This is a genomic window from Streptomyces lomondensis (assembly GCF_014651035.1).
Classification (GTDB): domain Bacteria; phylum Actinomycetota; class Actinomycetes; order Streptomycetales; family Streptomycetaceae; genus Streptomyces; species Streptomyces lomondensis.
Window position 1 is genome coordinate 155,431 of sequence record NZ_BMWC01000010.1, and the last position, 22,311, is coordinate 177,741.

The following is a 22,311-nucleotide window of genomic DNA, read 5'->3' on the forward strand; positions in this document are numbered from 1 at the left end:
ATGAGCATCCACGCCGTGGTCTGGGACGTCGACGACACCCTCTTCGACTACACCACCGCCGACCGCCTCGGCATGCGCGCCCACCTGGCGGCCGAGGGCCTGCTCGACGACTACGAGAGCGTCGACCAGGCCCTCGCCCGCTGGCGGGAGATCACCGACCTCCAGTGGGCGCGCTTCGCGGCCGGGGAGGCCACCTTCGAGGCCCAGCGGCGCGACCGCGTGCGGATGTTCCTCGGACAGGAGCTGACCGACGCCGGGGCCGACGCGTGGTTCACGCGGTACATCGCCCACTACGAGGCGGTCTGGGCCCTCTTCCCGGACGTCCTGCCCGTCCTCGACGCCCTCGCCGCCAGCCACCGGCACGCGGTGCTGTCCAACTCCAGCCTCCAGGTCCAGGACCGCAAGCTGCGTGCCCTCGGCGTCCACGACCGCTTCGAGACCATCCTGTGCGCGGCCGAGCTCGGCGTCTCCAAGCCGCAGGCCGGCGCCTTCCTCGCGGCCTGCGACTTCCTCGGCCTGCCACCGCACCAGGTGGCCTACGTCGGCGACCACCCGGAGATCGACGGGCGGGGCGCCGCCGACGCCGGGCTGCTGTCGGTGTGGATCGACCGCGGCGGTCTGTACGCCACCGTCGACCCGCCCGTGGGGCCGCACCGCATCGCCTCCCTCGCCGAACTGCCCTCCCTCCTCGGCTCGGATACTCGTTTTGGAGCCCAGTCCACCTTCAGGTAATGTTCTTCCTGCGCCGCCGGGGAGCGGGCCGAAAGGCCGAAGCCCGGAGGAGCGAACTAGAACAAAGACCCCCTCGGGGACTTGCGTTCCAGTGGCCTATGGTGTAATTGGCAGCACGACTGATTCTGGTTCAGTTAGTCTTGGTTCGAGTCCAGGTAGGCCAGCTCGCAGAGCTCATCTGCAAAGCCCCCGTTGTGTAGCGGCCTAGCACGCTGCCCTCTCAAGGCAGTAGCGCCGGTTCGAATCCGGTCGGGGGTACTGGTTCCGATCTTGTCGGAATCGCTAGGGCCCCCGTTGTGTAGCGGCCTAGCACGCCGCCCTCTCAAGGCGGTAGCGCCGGTTCGAATCCGGTCGGGGGTACTGACTGGTCTAAACCACGTTGGTCTATGGTGTAATTGGCAGCACGACTGATTCTGGTTCAGTTAGTCTTGGTTCGAGTCCAGGTAGACCAGCTCGGACCTGCGGAAACGCAGAGTCCACGCCCCCGTTGTGTAGCGGCCTAGCACGCCGCCCTCTCAAGGCGGTAGCGCCGGTTCGAATCCGGTCGGGGGTACGTAAGAGGAAGGCCCTCCACGTCAGTGGGGGGCCTTCTTGTTTGGGGGCGCGGGGAACTGCGCGATCAACCACGGACGGCCCGCAGCCGACGACGAAACCCAACTGATACGGCGCCTGGTCGGGGAAAGCCTGCCGCGGCGTTGAGGCCGACCTTCCCCGAAACGCTCAGCCAGTGCGCCGCAACGCCTCGGAGAGACGCCCCGCGGCATCGATCACAGCCTGCGCATGCATCCGGCCAGGGTGCCGCGTCAGCCGCTCGATCGGCCCGGAGACGGACACCGCGGCCACCACACGGTTGGAAGGACCCCGCACCGGCGCGGAGACCGACGCGACGCCCGGCTCCCGCTCGCCGATCGACTGGGCCCAGCCCCGGCGCCGTACGCCCGACAGCGCCGTCGCTGTGAAGCGCGCCCCCTGGAGGCCGCGGTGCAACCGCTCAGGCTCCTCCCAGGCCAGCAGGATCTGCGCCGAGGAGCCGGCCTTCATCGTGAGCGTCGAGCCGACCGGGACCGTGTCCCGCAGGCCGGACAGACGCTCCGCCGCGGCGACGCAGATGCGCATGTCGCCCTGGCGGCGGTAGAGCTGCGCGCTCTCGCCCGTGACGTCACGGAGGTGGGTGAGCACCGGGCCCGCGGTGGCGAGGAGACGGTCCTCGCCCGCGGCCGCGGCCAGCTCTGCCAGGCGGGGGCCGAGAATGAAACGGCCCTGCATGTCGCGCGCCACCATGCGGTGGTGTTCCAGGGCCACGGCCAGGCGGTGGGCCGTGGGTCGTGCCAGTCCGGTGGCGCCGACCAGGCCCGCGAGGGTGGCCGGACCGGACTCCAGAGCGCTCAGGACGAGGGCCGCCTTGTCCAGAACGCCGACGCCGCTACTGTTGTCCATGAAACGATACTCGCGTCTCACTCTGTGAAACGCAAGTTCAAATTTCCGTGGAACCCGCCACTCTGGAAGACACGAAGTCACAACGGCCCGTGACGTACGGGCCTGGCGGCGGATGCCCGGGATCAGGGGCACGGGCCCGCCTCCTCAAGATCTCTAGTTGGGTCGGCGGACGGTCGCCGGCCGGAGGGAACAGCGATGGGTAGGACACTCGCGGAGAAAGTCTGGGACGACCATGTCGTCCGGCGCGCGGAGGGCGAGCCCGACCTTCTCTTCATCGATCTGCACCTGCTGCACGAGGTGACCAGCCCGCAGGCCTTCGACGGCCTCCGCAAGAGCGGGCGCACGGTCCGGCGCCTCGACCTCACCATCGCCACCGAGGACCACAACACCCCCACCCTCGACATCGACAAGCCCATCGCCGACCCGGTCTCCCGGGTCCAGCTGGAGACCCTGCGCAAGAACGCCGCCGAGTTCGGCGTGCGCCTGCACCCGCTGGGCGACGTCGAGCAGGGCGTCGTGCACGTCGTCGGCCCGCAGCTGGGCCTGACCCAGCCGGGCATGACCGTCGTCTGCGGCGACTCGCACACCTCCACGCACGGCGCCTTCGGCGCGCTGGCGTTCGGCATCGGCACCTCCCAGGTGGAGCACGTGCTGGCCACGCAGACGCTGCCGATGTCCCGCCCGAAGACCATGGCGATCACGGTCGACGGCGAGCTGCCCGAGGGCGTTACCGCCAAGGACCTGATCCTGGCGATCATCGCCAGGATCGGCACGGGCGGCGGCCAGGGCTACGTCCTGGAGTACCGCGGCGAGGCCATCGAGAAGCTCTCGATGGAGGCCCGGATGACCATCTGCAACATGTCGATCGAGGCCGGCGCCCGCGCGGGCATGATCGCCCCCGACGAGACCACCTTCGCGTACCTCAAGGGCCGCCCGCACGCCCCCGAGGGCGAGGAGTGGGACGCCGCCGTCGCGTACTGGAAGACGCTGAGGACCGACGACGACGCCGAGTTCGACGCCGAGGTCGTCATCGACGCCGCCGAGCTGTCGCCGTTCGTCACCTGGGGCACCAACCCCGGGCAGGGCGCACCGCTTTCGGCGTCCGTCCCCGATCCTGCTTCGTACGAAGACGCATCGGAGCGCTACGCCGCCGAAAAGGCCCTGGAGTACATGGGGTTGGAGGCCGGCCAGCCGCTGCGCTCCATCAAGGTGGACACCGTCTTCGTAGGCTCCTGTACCAACGGACGCATCGAGGACCTGCGCGCCGCCGCCGAGCTGCTCAAGGGCCGCAAAGTCGCCGACGGCGTACGGATGCTGGTCGTCCCGGGCTCCGCGCGCGTCGGTCTCCAGGCCGTCTCCGAGGGGCTGGACGTCGTCTTCAAGGAGGCCGGCGCCGAGTGGCGGCACGCGGGCTGCTCCATGTGTCTGGGCATGAACCCCGACCAGCTGGCCCCGGGGGAGCGCTCCGCGTCCACCTCCAACCGCAACTTCGAGGGCCGGCAGGGCAAGGGCGGCCGTACGCACCTGGTGTCGCCGCAGGTCGCGGCCGCTACCGCCGTGCTGGGCCACCTGGCCTCCCCGGCCGACCTGTCCGACGCCGACGTCCGTACGCCCGCTGGAGTCTGATCAGTCATGGAAGCATTCACCACCCACACCGGCCGGGCCGTCCCGCTGCGCCGCAGCAACGTCGACACCGACCAGATCATCCCCGCCCACTGGCTCAAGAAGGTCACGCGCGACGGTTTCGAGGACGGGCTGTTCGAGGCCTGGCGCAAGGACCCGTCGTTCGTGCTCAACCAGCCCGAGCGGCAGGGCGCGACCGTCCTGGTCGCCGGACCCGACTTCGGCACCGGCTCCTCCCGTGAGCACGCCGTCTGGGCGCTGCAGAACTACGGCTTCAAGGCCGTGATCTCCTCCCGCTTCGCCGACATCTTCCGCGGCAACTCGCTCAAGAACGGCCTGCTCACGGTGGTTCTGGAGCAGAAGATCGTGGACGCGCTGTGGGAGCTCACCGAGAAGGACCCGCAGGCCGAGATCACCGTCGACCTGGAGAGCCGCGAGGTGCGGGCCGAGGGCATCACCGCCGCCTTCGAGCTGGACGAGAACTCCCGCTGGCGGCTGCTGAACGGCCTCGACGACATCTCGATCACGCTCCAGAACGAGCCGGACATCGCCGCGTACGAGGCGAAGCGCCCGTCGTTCAAGCCGCGGACGCTCCCGGTCTGATCCGGAGCACGATCCGCCGCCTGCGAACAAGGCGACTTTCGGCCACCGCAACACCCCCGCTGTACCCCCGATCAGCCCGATCGGGGGTACAGCTGTGTCTACACCCGAACGGCCCTGCACGCCCCGACCGGGGCCGTCAACTTCCCACGTTATGCCGGTGGTTGCTGGGGTACGCGTGTGGTACAGCCGTGACTTCCGTGAGTGCCCGGAAGGCCGTTTGAGGCGGCAGTTGTCCCCTGCGCAGGCGACAACTCGCCCCAGATGGCACAATCTGTGCATGGAACACGACGGCCAACTCGAGCTCTATACGGCAGTCGCGGGCCAACTCAAGGAAGCGCACGCAAGGGTGCGCGCACTGCAAGTCCCGGAGGGCGTACGGATGGCGCTGACCCGGAAGCTGCTGGTCATTACGGCCGCGGCCAAGCACGATCTCGCCGACGCGGCAAGGCGGCTGGAGCGGTTCACCGCGGACCTCGACGAGGGGCGTCTCCCCGACGAGGAACGCTGAACCCGTCGACACCGTCGAGTTCGTTGCGGCGCAAGGGTGATAAGCCCGTTTCGTGTTTGATTTGCGGTATATATCTGCCTAACGTGCGAAAAAGCTTGAACACTTTCGTTCTGGCGATGTCTCCGAAGGGGAAGACGTGAACAAGGCGCAGCTCGTAGAAGCGATTGCCGACAAGATGGGCGGCCGACAGCAGGCCGCCGACGCTGTCGACCATGTACTGGACGCCATCGTCCGCGCGGTCGTCGCAGGTGAGAGGGTCTCCGTCACCGGCTTCGGTTCCTTCGAGAAGGTCGACCGTCCGGCCCGCTACGCCCGTAACCCCCAGACGGGCGAGCGGGTTCGGGTCAAGAAGACCTCCGTTCCGCGCTTCCGCGCGGGCCAGGGCTTCAAGGACCTGGTCAGCGGCTCGAAGAAGCTCCCGCGCGGTGGTGAGGTCTCCGTCAAGAAGGCGCCCAAGGGCAGCCTGACCGGCGGTGCCGGCGCGACGGTCAAGAAGGCCGCCGCGAAGAAGGCGACCACGAAGACGGCCGCCGCGAAGAAGACCACCGCGAAGAAGACGACGGCGAAGAAGGCCACCACCAAGACGGCGGCCGCGAAGAAGACGACGGCCAAGAAGGCGCCCGCCAAGACCACGGCGGCGTCCAAGACCACCGCCGCGAAGAAGACCACCGCCAAGAAGGCCCCGGCGAAGAAGGCGACGGCCAAGAAGGCGCCCGCCAAGAAGTCGACGGCGCGCAAGACCACCGCCAAGAAGACCACCGCCCGCAAGAAGTAGGGCCGCTGGGGTACTCACGCGACGGGCCGGACTCCGCATGGAGTCCGGCCCGCGGCGTGTTCATGGAGTGGTCAGAGCGTCTGGAGTGTCACCAGAGTGATCCGGAGGCTGTCCTTCGGGCCCTCCACCTCGATGCGGACCCGCTGCCCCGGGCGCAGCAGCCTGAGGCCGCCCGCGTCGAACGCCGCCGCGTCGAAGGGCACCGGGGTGCCGTCGTCCAGAAGCACCTGCCCGCTGCGGCTTTCGGGGTCGTACGTGTACGCGGTCGCCTGCATGGCCGCAGCCTACTGCCCGGGGATCAGCAACCGCGCGGCGGCCGCGGCCGTATGTGGGCCGACCCCCAGGGCCAGCGCGCTGCGCAGGTCGTCGCCGGTGTCCACGTCCTGGCGTACGGAATCCACGGCGGCGAGGGACAGTTCCACGGCCCCGGACGCGCGGTGCCGGGCCCGGGAATCGGTGCCGAAGGCCGGGTGCAATTCGCGGCCCGGGGCGGCGGCCAGCAGAGTCGTGCCGATTGCGGCCGCGTCCGGGAGAAAAGCGCGCGGGAATTCCGCGGCGGAATCCAGTACCCGGGACAATTCCCGCGGGCGCAGCGCCGGCAGGTCGGCGTTCAGCGCGGCCACCGCACTTCCGGGACGGGCGGAACGCACGACCCCCGTCGCGTGCGCGAGGGCGGCGTTGAGGCCGCCGCCCGGCTCGTCGGGAACGATCGCGGCGCCCAGTGCGGCCAGCTCGCGGCCCGCCCGCGCGTCGTCCGTGACGACTGCCACATCACGCACCGCCGGGCAGGCCAGCGCGGCCGCGACCGTGTCCTGGGCGAAGGCCAGCGCCAGGTCCGGCCGCAGCCCGTCGTCCGCGGTGTCCGCAAGCCTGCTCTTGGCCTGGGCCAGGGGCTTCAGGGGTACGACCAGGGTCCACAGCACAGGTGTTCCGTCCTCCTCTTGTCGCGGTCATTGTCACCCGGGGCATCGGGCGGGCGGCGTGTCGGGGCGTACGGTGTTCTCGACAGACCGGCGGCCTGGGGCGACACTTGTGCGGCCCCCCGAGGCCTCCGCTTCAGGCCCTAGAGGAAGGTGTCCGCGTGCCCCGCCGCAGAATCGGCTTCTGGTACCGCTTCGCCGCGGTGATCTGCAAACCGCCGCTGGTGGTTCTGCTCAGGCGGGACTGGCGCGGAATGGAGCACATTCCGGCCGAGGGTGGATTTATCACCGCGGTGAACCACAATTCGCACATCGACCCCTTCGCTTACGCGCACTTTCAGTACAACACCGGCCGCGTCCCGCGATTCCTCGCGAAGAGCGGGCTTTTCAAGAAGGGATTCGTCGGGGCCGCGATGCGCGGTACCGGGCAGATCCCCGTCTACCGCGAGAGCACGGACGCGCTCAGCGCCTTCCGGGCCGCGATCGAGGCCGTGGACCGCGGGGAATGCGTCGCCTTCTATCCCGAGGGCACCCTCACCCGCGACCCGCAGGGCTGGCCCATGACCGGCAAGACCGGGGCCGCCCGCGTCGCCCTCCAGACCAAGTGCCCGGTGATCCCCGTCGCCCAGTGGGGCTGCAACGAACTGCTGCCGCCGTACGCGAAGAAGCCGCACCTTCTGCCGCGCAAGACGCACCACGTGCTCGCCGGGCCGCCGGTGGACCTCACGCCGTTCTACGACCGTGAGATGACCGCGGAGCTCCTGAAGGAGGCGACCGAGGCCATCATGGCCGCCATCACCCGCCAGCTGGAGGAGATCCGCGGCGAGAGGGCGCCCGAGACGCCCTACGACCCGCGCCGGGAGCGGATCGAGCAGCGGCGCCGCACGCAGGCGCAGACACAGACGCACCAGAAGGCCGGGCAGACCGTGCAGGAAGAGGGGCTGGGCAAGTGAGCACACCGGTCAAGGCGGCGGTTCTGAGCGCCGGTTCGTGGGGCACGGCCTTCGGCATGGTGCTCGCCGACGCGGGCTGCGAGGTCACCCTGTGGGGGCGTCGCCCCGAGGTGGTGGAGGCGATCAACTCCACCCGGACCAATCCCGACTACTTCCCGGGCGTCGAGCTCCCGGAGAACGTGCGGGCCACGACGGATCCGGCGGAAGCCGCGGCGGACGCCGACTTCACGGTCCTGTCGGTCCCCTCGCAGACCCTGCGCGGCAACCTCGCCGAGTGGACCCCGCTGCTCGCCCCGAACACGGTCCTCGTGTCGCTGATGAAGGGCGTCGAACTCGGCTCCGCGATGCGGATGAGCGAGGTCATCGACGACGTCGCCAAGGTCGGCCCGGACCGGATCGCCGTGGTCACCGGGCCCAACCTGGCCCGCGAGATCGCCGCGCGGATGCCCGCCGCGGCCGTGGTCGCCTGCACCGACGAGGCCGTCGCCCAGCGGCTCCAGGCCGCCTGCCACACGCCCTACTTCCGCCCGTACACCAACACGGACGTGGTGGGTTGCGAACTGGGCGGAGCCGTGAAGAACGTCATCGGCCTCGCCGTCGGCATCGCGGACGGCATGGGCCTCGGCGACAACGCCAAGGGCTCGCTCATCACCCGCGGCCTCGCCGAGACCACCCGGCTCGGCATGGCGCTCGGCGCCGACCCGCTGACCTTCTCCGGACTCGCGGGCCTCGGCGACCTGGTGGCCACCTGCTCCTCGCCGCTGTCGCGCAACCACACCTTCGGCACCAACCTCGGCAAGGGCATGACCCTCCAGGAGACCATCGCGGTCACCAAGCAGACCGCCGAGGGCGTCAAGTCCTGCGAGTCGGTGCTGGATCTGGCCCGTCGGCACGGCGTCGACATGCCGATCACGGAGACGGTCGTCGGCATCGTGCACGAGGGCAAGCCCCCGGTGGTGGCCCTCAAGGAGCTGATGTCGCGCAGCGCGAAGCCCGAACGACGCTGAGCGACGCGAGGCCGCGGGCGCTGTCTCCGGGCCCTACCAACGGGTACCCTCATCGCGATATGAGCACCGAGAACCTCCCCCAGAGCCCCGAGCAGCCGCCTCGCAAGCCGCGTGTGGCCGTCGTGTTCGGCGGGCGCAGCTCCGAACACGGGATCTCCGTGGTCACGGCCGGCGCCGTCCTCAAGGCCATCGACCGGACGAAGTACGACGTACTGCCGATCGGCATCACCCAGGACGGCCGTTGGGCGCTCACGACGGACGAACCGGAGCGGATGGCGATCGTCGACCGGCGCCCGCCGAGCGTCGACGCGCTCGCCGAGTCCGACGAGGGCGCGGTGATCCTCCCCGTCGACCCCGCCAACCGCGAAGTCGTCTACAGCGAGCCGGGATCGGTCCCCAAGGCGCTCGGCGAGGTCGACGTGGTCTTCCCGGTGCTGCACGGCCCGTACGGCGAGGACGGCACCCTCCAGGGCCTTCTGGAGCTGTCCGGCGTCCCGTACGTGGGTTCGGGGGTGCTCGCCTCGGCCGTGGGCCAGGACAAGGAGTACATGAAGCGGATGTTCACCTCCTTCGGGCTCAAGGTGGGCCCGTACGTGGTGATCCGGCCGCGGGAGTGGGAGCGCGACGAGGCCGCCGCCCGCAAGAAGATCGTCGACTTCGCCGGGGAGCACGGCTGGCCGCTGTTCGTGAAGCCCTCGCGCGCCGGTTCGTCGATCGGCATCACCAAGGTCGACGACCTCTCCGGTCTGGACGAGGCGATCGCCGAGGCCCAGCGCCACGACCCGAAGATCCTCGTGGAGGCGGCCCTGCGCGGCCGCGAGATCGAGTGCGGCGTCCTGGAGTTCGAGGACGGCCCCCGGGCCTCCGTCCCCGCGGAGATCCCCTCTCCCGAGGCGCACGCGTACTACGACTTCGAGGCCAAGTACATCGACTCCACGCCCGGAATCGTGCCGGCGCCCCTGACGCCCGAGGAGACGGCCGAGGTGCAGCGCCTGGCGGTCGACGCCTTCGAGGCGGCGTCCTGCGAGGGCCTGGTCCGCGCGGACTTCTTCCTCACCGAGGACGGCGAGTTCGTGATCAACGAGATCAACACGATGCCCGGCTTCACGCCCATCTCGATGTACCCGCAGATGTGGCAGGCGAGCGGGGTGACGTACCCGGAGCTGATCGACCGCTTGGTACAGGCGGCCCTTCGCCGCTCGACGGGCTTGCGCTGACCCACAGATCCAGACGTGCGCGCTAGGAGGCGATCCCCTCGGGGATCGCCTTTTTCACAGCAGAGGCCAGATCGATCAGAACACCGGAACTGTCCACACCCCCCGGCACCGCGACCTCCACATAGGCCTCACGGTTCGCCGTGGTGAACCGGTACCCCCCGTCCCCCTGCTTCTCCATCAGCCAGTCCACCCCGTTCACACCCCCGGCGACCGCATCCGCGTCCCGCCCCTCCGCCACCTTCGGATCGACCATCTTCGGCGGCTGCGGCACACCGCAGCGAAGTATGATCGCCGGGCTGCCCCAGCCCGCCGTCAGCGCCGACGCGGGCTCGGGATCCTCGCGACGCTCACCGCCCACCTTCGCGGGCAGTACCTTGTCCAGGTTCCGGCACAGTTCCGTGACCTTCGCGTCCGGACTGGGAACCGCCGCCGACGCGCTGTCGTCTGCTGAGGAGCAGCCCGCGGCAGTGATCAACAGCGCGACAGCGGGCAGGCGGAGGACACCGCGGAAGACACAGCGGTGCCGGTGACGGAAAGAGTTCACCGGCACAGGGTAGACGGGGGCTACAGATGCACGACCGGGCAGGTCAGGGTGCGGGTGATGCCGTCCACCTGCTGAACCTTGGCGACCACCATGCGGCCGAGGTCGTCGACGGTGTCCGCCTGGGCCCGCACGATCACGTCGTACGGTCCTGTCACGTCCTCGGCCTGGATGACCCCAGGGATCTTGCTGATCGTCTCGGCGACGGTCGACGCCTTGCCGACCTCCGTCTGGATCAGGATGTACGCCTGTACCACGGAACCTCCAGGGCGGCCACGAGGATCATGTGGGGAAAAGGAACGCCACGGTATCGCGTTGCCGCTCGCCGCGGGGAGACCTGCGGGTACCGGGTCTTGCGCGCCGGGGTGCAGGTCCGGCAGAACGTGACGGTCACTTCGACCGTAGCGAGGACTGAGATGCCTCGCGACCGGGCACGGACAGGGACAGAAGGGGAGAAAGGGAAATGAAGGGCACTGTTGGTGAGCTCGGTGAGTTCGGGCTCATCAGGGAGCTCACCTCCCGTCTGACCACCACCCCGGCGGTCCGGGTCGGCCCCGGCGACGACGCCGCCGTGGTGGCCGCGCCCGACCGCAGGGTCGTGGCCAGTACGGACATCCTGGTGGAGGGCCGGCACTTCCGGCGGGACTGGTCGACGGCCTACGACGTGGGACGCAAGGCGGCCGCGCAGAACCTCGCCGACATCGCCGCCATGGGCGCCGTACCGACCGCGCTGCTGCTCGGCCTGGTCGTCCCGGCCGAGCTGCCGGTGACGTGGCCGAGCGAGCTGATGGACGGCCTGCGCGACGAGTGCCAGGTGGCGGGCGCCGCCGTGGTCGGCGGTGACGTCGTACGCGGCGACTCGATCATGGTGTCGATCACCGCGCTCGGCGATCTGCGCAACCAGGAGCCCGTGACGCGGGCGGGCGCGCAGCCCGGCGACCTCGTCGCGGTGACCGGCTGGCTGGGCTGGTCGGCGGCCGGGTTCGCGGTGCTGTCGCGGGGGTTCCGCTCGCCGCGGGCGTTCGTGGAGGCCCACCGGCGCCCCGAGCCGCCGTATCACGCGGGTCCGGCCGCCGCCGGGCTCGGGGCGACCGCGATGTGCGACGTGAGCGACGGGCTGATCGCCGACCTGGGGCACATCGCCGAGGCGAGCAAGGTGCGCATCGACATCCGCTCCCAGGCGATCGACATCCCGTCCCAGATGAACGACATCGGGCAGGCCGTCGGCGTCGACCCGATGCAGTGGGTGCTGACCGGGGGAGAGGACCACGCGATCGTGGCGACCTTCCCGCCGGACGTGAAGCTGCCCGCCCGCTGGAAGGTCATCGGCGAGGTCCTCAACCCCTCGGCGCTGCCCCAGGTGACGGTCGACGGGGCGCCGTGGACCAGCAAGGGCGGCTGGGATCACTTCGGGGACCTGGACTCATGATCCCCAACGTCCTCACGGTGGCGGGCTCCGACTCGGGTGGCGGCGCGGGCATCCAGGCCGACCTGAAGACGATGCTCGCGCTCGGCGTGCACGGCATGAGCGTCGTCACGGCGGTGACCGCGCAGAACTCGCTCGGTGTGCAGGGGGCTTGGGAGCTGCCGGTGGAGGCCGTGCGGGCCCAGTACCGCAGTGTCGTCGACGACATCGGCGTCCAGGCGGTCAAGACCGGGATGCTCGCCTCCGCGGAACTCGTCGAGGCGGTCGCCGAGTTGATCGCGGGGACGGACGCCCCGGCGGTCGTCGACCCGGTCGGCGTCTCCAAGCACGGCGACGCCCTGTTGGCCGCCTCCGCGCTGGACTCCGTCCGTACGAAGCTGCTGCCGGCGGCGACGGTCGCCACCCCGAACCTCGACGAGGTGGCCCAGCTGACGGGGGTGCGCGTCGAGTCGGAGAAGGAGCTGCGGCAGGCCGCGGCGGCCGTGCTCGCGTACGGGCCGCGCTGGGTGGTGATCAAGGGCGGTCACCTGTCCGGGGACGCCGTGGACCTGCTCACGGACGGCTCCGAGGAGCACTGGCTGCGGGCCCCGAGGCTCGACAACCGGCACACTCACGGCACGGGCTGCACCCTGGCCTCCGCGATCGCGTCACAGCTCGCCAAGGGGCACTCGGTGCCTGAGGCGGTGGCGGCGGCCAAGGAGTACGTCACCGGGGCGATCGCGGCCGGGTTCGCGCTCGGCGGGGGCATCGGGCCGGTGGATCACGGCTGGCGGTTCCGGGCCGGTTCCTGAGCAGCCGGACACGGCAAAGAGCCGGTCCACCTGAGGTGGACCGGCTCTGTAAGCGAACCAGCAGTGGCCGCGCGCTAGCTGAGCGTCAGCGCGAGACCTTGCCGGCCTTGATGCACGAGGTGCAAGCGTTCACGCGCTTCGGCGTCCCGCCCACCACGGTACGCACACGCTGGATGTTCGGGTTCCAGCGACGGGACGTACGGCGGTGCGAGTGCGAGATGTTGTTGCCGAAGCCCGGCCCCTTGCCGCAGACGTCGCAGTTGGCAGCCACGGGTCACTCCAAAGACTTCAGATGCACTTACGGTTAATCCCGGCATGCCGGGATCGAGATCTTGGGGCTCCAGGAGCCGGTCGAGATCTGAGTGGCGCTGCCAGGGGGAAGGCCCGATCAGATCGGGCAACCGGAGCAGCATACAACGGCTGCACCCGTAGAGCGAAACTACCATGGCAGCTCAGGGGCCCGTCCCCGGCCCTCTTCCGGTGGACACCGTCTCGGGGTCTACGCTGCCTGCCACGTCCAGCAGCTCAGGGAGGCGCAGTGGCGCAGGTGCCGCAGACATTCCTCGATGCTCTCGCGGTGCGCACCTGGTGCGGTCTCGCGCTCGAGACGCTGGGGCGGGCGCGTGAGGAGATCGACGCGATCAACGTGTATCCCGTGGCGGACGGGGACACCGGCACGAACCTGTACCTGACGGTGGAGTCGGCGGTCGCGGCCGTCGAGGCGGTGTTCGCGGGGCACGCGGCGGGCTCCGGCCCGGAGGAGCGGCCCACGCTCTCCGACACCGTCCGGGCGATGGCGCACGGCGCGCTCATCGGGGCCCGCGGGAACTCCGGGACCATCCTCGCCCAGCTGCTGCGCGGCATGGCCCAGGTGCTGGCCGACGACGCGACCGCGCGCGCCGACGGCCAGGGCCTGCGGCTCGCCCTGCGGCACGCGGCCGACTCCGCCCGCCAGGCCGTGGCCCACCCCGTCGAGGGCACCGTCCTCACGGTCGCCTCGGCCGCCGCCGACGCCGCGGGCGACGCCGAGGGCGACTGCGGGACGGTGGCCCGGGCCGCCTACGACGGTGCCCGCGCCGCCCTCGCCGCGACCCCGGGCCTGCTGCCCGTCCTGGAGCGCGCCGGGGTGGTCGACGCCGGCGGGCGGGGGCTGGTGGCGGTGCTCGGGGCGCTGGTGGAGACGTTCACGGGGGAGAGGCCGCGGGCGGTGATCACGAGTGCCGTGCGAGCCGGGGCGGGGGTGGCGGGCACGACGGTCGTGACCGAGGCCGGGATGTCTGGAGGCGTGGCGCTGGAGGGGCCAGCGGCGGCGCACGCGCGCGTGGCACCGCCCGACGGCCCCGAAAGGTCACATGCACCTGTGGCGCCCGCAGGCCCTGTGGGTTCGCATGTACCTGTGGTGCCCGACGGCCCCGTGGGGTCGCACGCGCCCGTGGTGCCCGGACAGGCGGACGGGCCGCCCTCGGACGTGCCTCCCGGGCCGGTCGAGGGGGCGCAGCCCGGTGACGCGGGCGAGTGCGCCGATGGTGCCGCCGGGCCCGGCCGGGACGGGCCCGCCTTCGAGGTGATCTACCTCCTGGAGGCCGAGGACGCGGCCGTCACACGGCTGCGGGAGCGGCTCGACGCCCTCGGGGACTCCCTCGTCGTGGTCGGCGGCGACGGGCTGTGGAACGTCCACGTCCATGTCGACGACGCGGGCGCCGCCGTGGAGGCCGGCATCGAGGCCGGGCGGCCGTACCGGATCCGCATCACCCACTTCGGCGCCGGTGACGTGCACACCACCGGTGCCGAGCGGCCGCCCCGGGAGCGCGCCCAGCGGGCCGTCGTGGCAGTCGTGCCCGGGGAGGGGCTGGCCGGGCTGTACACCGAAGCCGGCGCGACCACCGTGCTCGCCCGACCTGGAGAGCCGCCCGCGAGCGGCGAGCTCGTCCAGGCCGTACGGCGGGCCCACGCGCGCGAGGTCGTGCTGCTGCCCAACGACGCCGAGCTGCGCCACACCGCCGCGGCGGCGGCCGAGCAGGCCCGCACGGAGGGCATCCGGGTCGCCCTCATCCCGACCCGGTCGGCGGTCCAGGGCATCGCGGCCCTGGCCGTGCACGAGCCGGAGCGCCGCTTCGACGAGGACGTCGTGTCGATGACGTCGGCCGCCGGAGCGACCCGCTACGCCGAGGTCACCGTCGCCGAACGCCAGTCCTGGACGATGGCCGGCATCTGCCAGGCCGGGGATGTCCTGGGCCTGATCGACGGCGACGTGGCCGTGATCGGCTCGGATGTCACAGCGACCGCCGAGACCGTCCTGGACCGCATGCTCGCGGCCGGGGGCGAGATGGTCACCCTGGTACTCGGCGACGAGGCCCCCGACGCCATCGCCGAGCACCTGGAGGGCCGGGTCCGCGAGGGGTACCTCGCCGTCGACACCGTCGTGTACCGGGGCGGACGGCAAGGATCCCTGCTGCTCATCGGAGTGGAGTAGGGCCTGAGCCTCCGTCCGGCCGGTCCGCCAGGAGCCGGAGCAGCTGCTCGGCCTCCGCGCGCCGGGCCCGCACGTCCTCGCTGTCCCCGGTCTCCTCGTCGCCGTTTTCGTCGTCGCCGTGTCCCTCGTAGGCCGCGAGTACGCCACGCGCGCGTGCCACCGCGTCGGCGGACCGGCCCAGGTCGGCCTCCAGCCGGCCTGCGGCGAGTTCGGCTCCGGTACGGCTGTGCAGCGCGTCCGCCCCGAGGGAGGCGAACACCTCCGCCGACCGGACGACTTGGGACAGGGCCTCCTCCAACACGGCCAGGACCGCCTCCTCTTCCAGACCCTCGGCGACGGACCGGGCCAGCAGGTCGCCGAACTGCCCGTGCGTGTGGCCGAGTTCGGCGACGAGTTGGTCCCGGGACTCCTCGTCGGGGGCCGTCTCCCGCGCCGCCTCGCACTCCCGGACCGCCTCCGCCATCAGAGCCCGGGCCTCCGCCAACCCGTCCTGCGCGCGCAGCGCCAGCCAGGCCCGGGCGCGCAGGGAGCGGACCAGCCCGTGGACGTTGCCGAGTTCGCGCCACAGGGCGCCCGCGCGGGCGTAGGCCTGGTCCGCCTCGGCGGCCAGCCCGGCCTGCCCGAGGGACTCCCCGGCCAGGTGGGCGAGGGTCGCGTGGTCGTGCTGCTCGGGCCAGTGCCGGGCGATCTCGGCCGCCTGGAGGCGCCGTTCGGCGGCAGCGCGGTGCTCGCCCAGTTCGCTCAGGCAGTCGCCGAGCCACCACTGCGTCTGCACGACCGCCCCGTCGCCGTGCGTCTCGGCGGTCAGATCGGGCAGCGCCGACTCCAGCACCTCCGCGGCCTCGGCCCACCGCCCCTGCCGCAGCAGGAACCCGCCGAGCTGCTGCCGCGCCCAGGCGCCCAGCGTCGCGCCCTCGCCCGCCTCGTCGGCCCAGTGCGCGGCCTCCAGGGCGTGCTCGGCGGCCTCCACGGCATCGTCCCGGCCGCCGGCCACCTCTGCGAGCTGAAGGTGCAGCTGGGCCCGCCCGGGCGCCTCCAGCTCGGCGCCGCCGTGCTCCAGGGCCGCCCGCAGCGCCCGCTCCGCCTCGGCCGTGTCGCCGAGGTGGTGGGCCAGGGAGGCCAGCCGGGCCTCGTACTCCACCGCGAACCAGGGCAGCCCCGCCGCGACGAACGCCGCCGCGCCCCGCGCGAACAGCTCCGCCGCCGTCTTCAGGTCCCCGGCCAGTCCCGCCGGCTCGGCGAGCATCGCCTGGGCCTCGGCGGCCCGCGCGGCCAGCCGTACGTCCTCCCCGGTCCGCCCGTCGACGAGCGCCAGGACCTCCCGGACGGCGGCTTCCGCCTCGGCGCGCACCGCGTCCGACCCGGGCTCCTCGTGCGCCCGGCGCATCAGGATCCGGGCCCGTCCCATCAGGACCGACGCCGTCTGCCGTATCCCCGTGCCGCCGGCGGCACGCAGCGCGAGGATCTCCTCGTACGGGCCGGCCACGGCCGCGACCGCCTCGTCCACCTCACCGGCCAGCGCGCGTACGTACGCCGCACGCGTGCGTGCCGCCAGGGCCTCGCCCGGATCGCCCGCCTCGGCGTAGAGCCCGGCGGCCCGTTCGAAGAGCGCGGCGCCCTCCGGGCCGAGCGCCATCGCCTCATGGTCGGCCATCTCCGCCCGGTCGCGCGGGTCCAGCTCGACGCCCTCCGCGGCCCGGGCGGCCGCCGCCCACGCCTCCACGGCACCCGGCCGCAGGGTGCCCGACAGCCGCCGCGCCTCGGCCAGCAGCGCGGGCAGATCCGGCCGGCCGGCGACGGGGGCCGCGACCACCGGGGGAGCGGGCGGCGGGACCGGCCGTACCGACCGCACCCCCAGCGGCAGCCGCTCCACCAGCGGCTCCTGCGCCATACGCGCGCGTGCCCGCTCACTGACGTAGGCCGTGCCGTTGCGCTCGTCGAAGCGCGCCGCCAGCGCGAGGGCCTCCGCACGCGCGTGTGCGGCCAGTTCGCGGGCGGTCCACTCCCGCCCGGCCGGGCCGGGCACCTGCCGCTCGCCCAGACCGAGCGCGGTCAGCCGGTCCATGAGCAGGGCCACCACGCTCATGAACTCCAGCTTGCTCTGCGGATGCCCGTCGTCCGTGAAGTACGCCGGCCGCTCCGCGAGCAGTTCGAGCCCCCGCGCCTCGTTGCCGGTCAGCGCGCAGAACTCCACGTGTTCCGCGTACGCGCCCCGCATGCTCTCCATGGCCCGCACGAGCCGGAAGCCCCGCAGGTGGTTGGCCCGGGCCTCGTCCTGGCGGCCCAGCCGCAGCAGCGGCACCAGGGAGGACGCGAGGGCCGTGTGCGGCTCATGGGCGCAGGCGTACTCGCCCTGCAGCACCGGCCGCCACAGCTCAAGCGCTTCCGAGTCCCGGCCCAGCTCGGCCTGCCACCAGCCCTGCCCGTGCAGTTCGCACGCGTGGCAGTCGGCCATGGCGTCCCGGTCGGCCGCCAGCCACGCGGCGTACGCCCGCTCCGCCCGCGCCACGTCCCCGACATGCGCGGCCACGCTGTGCTCGGCGCTGCGCACGGCCCGCTCGGAGTACCCGGCGAGCCGGTAGCGGTGCTCCATCTCGCCGAGCCACTTCTCGATCGAGGCGAGCGGGATGTGCGGCTGGTCGAGCATGCCGGACGACACCCACTTGAAGACCCAGTGCAGCGAGTGCGTCTCGTACTCGTCGAAGTCCTCGGGCCGTTCGTCCCACATGCGCAGCAGCCGCGCGAAGGGGACGAACATCTTCCCCTTCTCGGAGCTGTAGTTGTAGACCTTCAGCTGGTGTCCGAGCGCCTCGATCACGGCGAGCGGGATGTTCAGCTTCTCGGCCGCGGCCAGCAGTTCCTCCGCGCGCGCGTTGCGGGCCGGTCCCTCCGGCTGCTCGGCGTTCTCCGCCATCGCCCCGCGCAGGGCGTCGAAGTCCGTGATCTCGCTCATGCCCGACCGTCCTCGCTGTGCGTGGCCCACTCCAGGAGGCCGATGAACGCCCGGTTTAGCAGCGCCGAGTCGGCCGGCCGGAGCGGCCGCTGCGCCATCAGCAGCGCCTGCCCGTACAGCGACTCCGTGGCGGTGCCGATCAGCTCCGGGTCGGGCAGCGCGCTGATCCGCCGGACGAGCGGGTTGAGGTGGTTGAGCACCAGACGCGCGCGGGGGGCGCTGCCCCGCAGGGAGCCGAGGATGCCCGCCCACAGGTCGTCGGCCCGCGCCTCGGCGTCCGCCCGGGCCTGTTCGTGCCGGGCCTCCCGGTCGTCGAGGTGCAGCGCGGGCACGGAGAGCGGGTGGAAGGCCCGCAGCACCACGTCACAGCCCAGCGGGTCGAGCCGGGCCCGCGCGGCCGCCAGGAAGCCGGACAGGGCCAGCTCCTCGGCCGGGTCGACCGCGTCCAGATGCGCGGTCACCGTGTCCGCGTCCAGCTCGGCGACCACCGTTCCCGGCCGCACCGACGGCAGCGCCTGAACCAGCTCGCTGTCGTACGTGTAGCCGCCGTTGACCACGCCGATGCCCTGCGCGGACGCGATCGGCGCGACCTGCCGGTACTCCTCGACGGTCCGCGTGAAGTGCACCACCGGGTGCCGCTGCGCGAACTCCTCCAGGGACAGCCGCCCGTCGGTCGTCTCGAAGGGCAGCCACGGCAGCATCGTGCGCAGCATCTCCCGGTCGTGCCGGGCCAGCGACTTCACGCCCAAGTAGTGCACCGACAGGAACGCCGCCAGCCGCTCCGGATCACCGGCCGCCAGGCCCGTCAGCCACGCGCGGATCCTTTCGCCCAGTGCCTCCCGTACGGCGGCCAGCGTCTCGTCCTCGTAGAGCGACTCGCGCGAGGCCGTGGGCCGCAGGCTGTCCGTGTCGAGCACGCAGCGCACGAAGAACGCCCAGTCGGGCAGCAGCTGTTCGGCCCGCTCGGTCAGCAGCATGCCCTTGAGGTGCACGCGGTGACCGGCGCGCTGGGCCGGGCTGACCGCCGACGGCAGCACGTACGCCACCCCGCGTACGCCGGCCAGCGGCACGGCCAGGTCGATCGTGTCCAGCGGGGTGAAGCCGAACAGGTCGTGGCAGTGCCGGGCGAGGGCGACGCGGCGGGTGGCCGGGCTCGGATACGGCCGGTCCCAGGGCGCGGGCAGGTCGGTGACCGCCTCGTCGCCCACCCGGACGTCGTACGGCAGCAGCGACCCGAAGTCCCGGGCCAGCGCCTCGACCCGCTCCGGCGCGAGCCACTCCGCGGCCCCCGCCCGGGCCACCAGATGCACGGTCGTGCCCGGTTCGGGCCGCTCGGCGTCCGGCAGCGTCCGCACGGTGTACGAACCGTCGTCGGACGCCGTCCACTCCACCGGCGGCGCCCCGGGCGTACGGGCGCTGCGGCTGACGACCCGGATCCGCTCGGCGACGACGAAACACGCCAGCAGGCCGATGCCGAACTGCCCGAGGAAGTCGGACCTGGCCTCCTGAAGCCCCTCGGCCCGCTTGGAACTGCGCCCGATCGTGGCCAGCAGGCTGTGCACGTCCGCCTCGGTGAGCCCCACGCCGGTGTCCTCGACGCGCAGGGTCCCGCCCGCCGCGTACAGCCGCACCCGGGCCGGGGCGCCGGGCTCGTCCGCGCGTCGGGCCGTGATGGCGTCCACGGCGTTCTGGAGCAGCTCCCGCAGATACACCTTGGGACTGGAGTAGAGGTGGTGGGAGAGCAGGTCCACCAGACCACGCAGGTCGACCTGGAACGTATGAGGTGATGGAGGTGAGTGGGGTGCCTGGGATGCCTGTGAGATCTGGGAGTCCATCATCACGGCGCCGGTGGGGGACTCTCGACGGCGCGGGGTCGGGCGGTCCCGGTGAGGCGGTGACCGCGAGGAAGGGCCGGGGGCGCGTCATCCTAAGGCTCCAACCAGCGGTCTGACCAGGGCTTTCCGGGATGTATACGGCGACCTCCGCCGTGGCCGGGGCGCCATTGTCAGTGGCGTGGTGTGCAATGGATCTCGTGCCCGCACTGGAAGAACCCCTGCGACAACCGCTGAAGTCGGTGCTCGGCCCCGCCACCGCGAAGGTGATGGCCGAGCACCTCGGCCTGCTCACCGTCGGAGACCTCCTCCACCACTACCCGCGCAGATACGAGGAGCGCGGCCAGCTCACCCATCTCGCCGACCTCCCCATGGACGAGCACGTCACGGTGGTCGCCCAGGTCGCCGACGCCCGCCTGCACACCTTCGCCTCCGCCAGGACCCCGCGCGGCAAGGGCCAGCGCCTGGAGGTCACGATCACGGACGGCAGCGGCCGGCTCCAACTGGTCTTCTTCGGCAACGGCGTTCACAAGCCCCACAAGGAGCTCCTGCCGGGCACGCGCGCGATGTTCGCGGGCAAGGTCTCCGTCTTCAACCGCCGGCTCCAACTCGCCCACCCGGCCTACGAGTTGCTGCGCGGCGACCCGGAGGAGTCCGTGGAGACCTGGGCCGGCGCCCTGATCCCCATCTACCCGGCCACCGCCAAGCTGGAGTCCTGGAAGATCGGCAAGGCGATCCAGACGGTCCTGCCCACCGCCCAGGAGGCCACCGACCCGCTCCCGGACTCGCTGCGCCGGGGCCGCGGCCTGGTCCCCCTCCCCGAGGCCCTCCTCAAGATCCACCGCCCGCACACCAAGGCCGACATCGAGGACGCCCGCTCCCGCCTCAAGTGGGACGAGGCGTTCGTCCTCCAGGTCGCCCTCGCCCGCCGCCGCCACGCGGACGCCCAACTCCCGGCGGTCCCCCGCAAGCCCACCCCGGACGGCCTCCTCACGGCCTTCGACGCCCGCCTCCCCTTCACCCTCACCGACGGCCAGCAGCGGGTCTCCCGGGAGATCTTCGACGACCTGGCGACCGAGCACCCGATGCACCGGCTGCTCCAGGGGGAGGTCGGAAGCGGGAAGACGATGGTCGCCCTGCGCGCCATGCTCGCCGTGGTCGACGCCGGCGGCCAGGCCGCCATGCTCGCGCCCACCGAAGTGCTCGCCCAGCAGCACCACCGGTCCATCGTCGAGATGATGGGCGAACTGGCCGAGGGCGGCATGCTCGGCGGGGCCGAGCAGGGCACCAAGGTCGTGCTGCTCACCGGCTCCATGGGCATGGCCGCCCGCCGCCAGGCCCTGCTCGACCTCACCACCGGCGAGGCCGGCATCGTCATCGGCACGCACGCGCTGATCGAGGACAAGGTGCAGTTCCACGACCTGGGCCTCGTCGTCGTCGACGAACAGCACCGCTTCGGCGTCGAGCAGCGCGACGCCCTGCGCGGCAAGGGCAAGCAGCCCCCGCATCTGCTGGTCATGACGGCCACGCCCATCCCGCGCACGGTCGCCATGACCGTCTTCGGCGACCTGGAGACCTCCGTCCTCGACCAGCTCCCGGCCGGCCGCTCCCCGATCGCCAGCCATGTCGTCCCGGCCGCCGACAAGCCCCACTTCCTGGCCCGCGCGTGGGAGCGGGTCCGCGAGGAGGTGTCCAACGGCCACCAGGCGTACGTCGTCTGCCCGCGCATCGGCGACGAGGAGGAGGACCCGAAGAAGGCCGGCAAGAAGAAGTCCCCGGAGTCCCCCGAGGACGCCGAGAAGCGCCCGCCGCTCGCGGTCCTCGACGTGGCCGACCAACTGGCCAAGGGACCGCTCCAAGGCCTCAGGGTGGAGGTCCTGCACGGCCGCATGCACCCCGACGACAAGGACGCCGTCATGCGCCGCTTCGCCGCCGGCGAGACCGACGTCCTGGTCGCCACGACAGTCATCGAGGTCGGCGTGAACGTCCCGAACGCCACCGCCATGGTGATCATGGACGCCGACCGCTTCGGCGTCTCCCAGCTCCACCAGCTGCGCGGCCGGGTAGGCCGTGGCTCAGCCCCCGGCCTCTGCCTCCTGGTCACCGAGATGCCCGAGGCCAGCCCCGCCCGCCAGCGCCTCAACGCGGTCGCCGCCACCCTCGACGGCTTCGAACTCTCCCGCATCGACCTCGAACAACGCCGGGAGGGCGACGTCCTCGGCCAGGCCCAGTCCGGTGCCCGGACCTCCCTCAAGGTCCTCGCCGTCATCGAGGACGAGGAGATCATCGCGGAGGCGAGGGAGGAGGCGACGGCGGTGGTGGCCAAGGACCCGGAGCTGACCCACCTCCCCGCACTGCGCACGGCCCTGGACGCCCTCTTGGACGAGGAAAGGGAGCAGTACCTGGAAAAGGGCTGAGTGATGCCAACTAAGGGGCGCGGTCTGTAGTCCATATGCGGCTACCGCCGCGCGGGCGCGACCAGCCACACTGATACCTGAAGCCGCCCACAACCAAGGACCA

At 71.9% G+C, this 22,311-nt stretch carries 20 protein-coding genes and 5 tRNA genes; 17 read left to right on the forward strand and 8 right to left on the reverse strand.

Annotation, left to right across the window (positions count from 1 at the left end; all coding sequences use genetic code 11):
- From IE255_RS29260 to IE255_RS29285, 6 genes are all read left to right on the forward strand, one after another.
- Positions 1 to 732, forward strand: coding sequence for an HAD family hydrolase (locus IE255_RS29260; protein ID WP_190053402.1), 732 nt, complete (start codon positions 1 to 3; stop codon positions 730 to 732).
- Positions 733 to 824: 92 nt separating this feature from the next.
- Positions 825 to 896: transfer RNA gene (locus tag IE255_RS29265), tRNA-Gln, on the forward strand.
- 21 nt (positions 897 to 917) lie between these two features.
- Positions 918 to 990: transfer RNA gene (locus tag IE255_RS29270), tRNA-Glu, on the forward strand.
- Between the two features lie 29 nt (positions 991 to 1,019).
- Positions 1,020 to 1,092, forward strand: a tRNA-Glu gene (locus IE255_RS29275).
- 20 nt (positions 1,093 to 1,112) lie between these two features.
- Positions 1,113 to 1,184 (forward strand) — tRNA-Gln (locus IE255_RS29280).
- A 28-nt stretch (positions 1,185 to 1,212) separates the two neighbouring features.
- Positions 1,213 to 1,285 (forward strand) — tRNA-Glu (locus tag IE255_RS29285).
- A 167-nt stretch (positions 1,286 to 1,452) separates the two neighbouring features.
- Here IE255_RS29285 and ndgR read toward each other — a convergent pair.
- Positions 1,453 to 2,169 (reverse strand): IclR family transcriptional regulator NdgR, encoded by a 717-nt coding sequence (ndgR, locus tag IE255_RS29290; RefSeq protein WP_010044585.1) that lies wholly within the window; start codon positions 2,167 to 2,169, stop codon positions 1,453 to 1,455.
- Between the two features lie 195 nt (positions 2,170 to 2,364).
- On the opposite strand from ndgR, the gene leuC reads away from it, so the two are divergent.
- The 4 genes from leuC (at position 2,365) to IE255_RS29310 (ending at position 5,678) form a co-directional block, all read left to right on the forward strand.
- Positions 2,365 to 3,795, forward strand: a complete 1,431-nt coding sequence (gene leuC / locus IE255_RS29295; protein WP_190053403.1) for a 3-isopropylmalate dehydratase large subunit — start codon at positions 2,365 to 2,367, stop codon at positions 3,793 to 3,795.
- Positions 3,796 to 3,801: 6 nt separating this feature from the next.
- Positions 3,802 to 4,395: a 3-isopropylmalate dehydratase small subunit gene (gene leuD / locus IE255_RS29300; protein WP_190053404.1), complete on the forward strand. Its 594-nt coding sequence runs from the start codon at positions 3,802 to 3,804 to the stop codon at positions 4,393 to 4,395.
- 277 nt (positions 4,396 to 4,672) lie between these two features.
- A complete protein-coding gene (locus IE255_RS29305; RefSeq protein WP_114255519.1) occupies positions 4,673 to 4,903 on the forward strand; it encodes an SCO5555 family protein in 231 nt (76 codons plus the stop codon).
- Between the two features lie 136 nt (positions 4,904 to 5,039).
- The gene (locus IE255_RS29310; protein ID WP_190053405.1) at positions 5,040 to 5,678 is read left to right on the forward strand and encodes an HU family DNA-binding protein; all 639 of its coding nucleotides are present in this window, start codon (positions 5,040 to 5,042) and stop codon (positions 5,676 to 5,678) included.
- 71 nt (positions 5,679 to 5,749) lie between these two features.
- Here the strand turns inward: IE255_RS29310 and IE255_RS29315 are convergent, their stop codons facing one another.
- Together IE255_RS29315 and cofC are read right to left on the reverse strand one after the other, a co-directional pair.
- On the reverse strand, positions 5,750 to 5,953 hold the full coding sequence (locus IE255_RS29315) for a hypothetical protein (protein WP_190053406.1): 204 nt from the start codon (positions 5,951 to 5,953) through the stop codon (positions 5,750 to 5,752).
- Between the two features lie 9 nt (positions 5,954 to 5,962).
- Complete coding sequence (cofC, locus tag IE255_RS29320; RefSeq protein WP_190053407.1) at positions 5,963 to 6,601, reverse strand: 2-phospho-L-lactate guanylyltransferase; 639 nt, start codon at positions 6,599 to 6,601, stop codon at positions 5,963 to 5,965.
- A 158-nt stretch (positions 6,602 to 6,759) separates the two neighbouring features.
- On the opposite strand from cofC, the gene IE255_RS29325 reads away from it, so the two are divergent.
- From IE255_RS29325 to IE255_RS29335, 3 genes are read left to right on the forward strand one after another with little or no spacing between them, the layout of a single operon-like run.
- Positions 6,760 to 7,551 (forward strand): lysophospholipid acyltransferase family protein, encoded by a 792-nt coding sequence (locus IE255_RS29325; protein WP_190053408.1) that lies wholly within the window; start codon positions 6,760 to 6,762, stop codon positions 7,549 to 7,551.
- Positions 7,548 to 8,558 carry an NAD(P)H-dependent glycerol-3-phosphate dehydrogenase gene (locus IE255_RS29330; protein WP_190053409.1) on the forward strand — a complete coding sequence of 337 codons (1,011 nt, stop codon included), beginning with the start codon at positions 7,548 to 7,550 and terminating at the stop codon, positions 8,556 to 8,558. Before IE255_RS29325 ends, IE255_RS29330 begins: the two co-directional genes overlap by 4 nt.
- Positions 8,559 to 8,617: 59 nt before the next feature.
- Positions 8,618 to 9,775, forward strand: coding sequence for a D-alanine--D-alanine ligase family protein (locus IE255_RS29335; RefSeq protein WP_190053410.1), 1,158 nt, complete (start codon positions 8,618 to 8,620; stop codon positions 9,773 to 9,775).
- A gap of 22 nt (positions 9,776 to 9,797) precedes the next feature.
- Here IE255_RS29335 and IE255_RS29340 read toward each other — a convergent pair whose 3' ends face one another.
- Both IE255_RS29340 and IE255_RS29345 read right to left on the reverse strand, forming a co-directional pair.
- Positions 9,798 to 10,319 (reverse strand): DUF3515 domain-containing protein, encoded by a 522-nt coding sequence (locus IE255_RS29340; protein WP_372487570.1) that lies wholly within the window; start codon positions 10,317 to 10,319, stop codon positions 9,798 to 9,800.
- A gap of 20 nt (positions 10,320 to 10,339) precedes the next feature.
- Positions 10,340 to 10,573: an Lrp/AsnC family transcriptional regulator gene (locus IE255_RS29345; protein ID WP_003997603.1), complete on the reverse strand. Its 234-nt coding sequence runs from the start codon at positions 10,571 to 10,573 to the stop codon at positions 10,340 to 10,342.
- 206 nt (positions 10,574 to 10,779) lie between these two features.
- Here IE255_RS29345 and IE255_RS29350 point away from each other — a divergent pair, with 206 nt between their 5' ends.
- Positions 10,780 to 11,745: a thiamine-phosphate kinase gene (locus IE255_RS29350; protein ID WP_190053411.1), complete on the forward strand. Its 966-nt coding sequence runs from the start codon at positions 10,780 to 10,782 to the stop codon at positions 11,743 to 11,745.
- Positions 11,742 to 12,533 (forward strand): bifunctional hydroxymethylpyrimidine kinase/phosphomethylpyrimidine kinase, encoded by a 792-nt coding sequence (gene thiD / locus IE255_RS29355; RefSeq protein WP_190053412.1) that lies wholly within the window; start codon positions 11,742 to 11,744, stop codon positions 12,531 to 12,533. The genes IE255_RS29350 and thiD overlap by 4 nt, the downstream gene beginning before the upstream one ends.
- Before the next feature lie 85 nt (positions 12,534 to 12,618).
- On the opposite strand, the gene rpmB is transcribed toward thiD, so the two are convergent.
- Entirely contained in the window at positions 12,619 to 12,804 is a 186-nt protein-coding gene (gene rpmB / locus IE255_RS29360; protein ID WP_003993230.1) for a 50S ribosomal protein L28, read from the reverse strand.
- Positions 12,805 to 13,071: 267 nt separating this feature from the next.
- On the opposite strand from rpmB, the gene IE255_RS29365 reads away from it, so the two are divergent.
- Positions 13,072 to 15,006, forward strand: coding sequence for a DAK2 domain-containing protein (locus IE255_RS29365; RefSeq protein WP_190053413.1), 1,935 nt, complete (start codon positions 13,072 to 13,074; stop codon positions 15,004 to 15,006).
- Here the strand turns inward: IE255_RS29365 and IE255_RS29370 are convergent.
- Positions 14,990 to 17,959, reverse strand: coding sequence for a tetratricopeptide repeat protein (locus IE255_RS29370; protein WP_190053414.1), 2,970 nt, complete (start codon positions 17,957 to 17,959; stop codon positions 14,990 to 14,992). The two genes, IE255_RS29365 and IE255_RS29370, sit on opposite strands and share 17 nt — an antisense overlap.
- Positions 17,956 to 19,794 (reverse strand): HSP90 family protein, encoded by a 1,839-nt coding sequence (locus IE255_RS29375; RefSeq protein WP_190053544.1) that lies wholly within the window; start codon positions 19,792 to 19,794, stop codon positions 17,956 to 17,958. The genes IE255_RS29370 and IE255_RS29375 overlap by 4 nt, the downstream gene beginning before the upstream one ends.
- Before the next feature lie 188 nt (positions 19,795 to 19,982).
- Between IE255_RS29375 and recG the strand changes: the two genes are divergently transcribed.
- A complete protein-coding gene (gene recG / locus IE255_RS29380; protein WP_190053415.1) occupies positions 19,983 to 22,208 on the forward strand; it encodes an ATP-dependent DNA helicase RecG in 2,226 nt (741 codons plus the stop codon).
- The last annotated feature ends 103 nt before the right edge of the window (positions 22,209 to 22,311 follow it).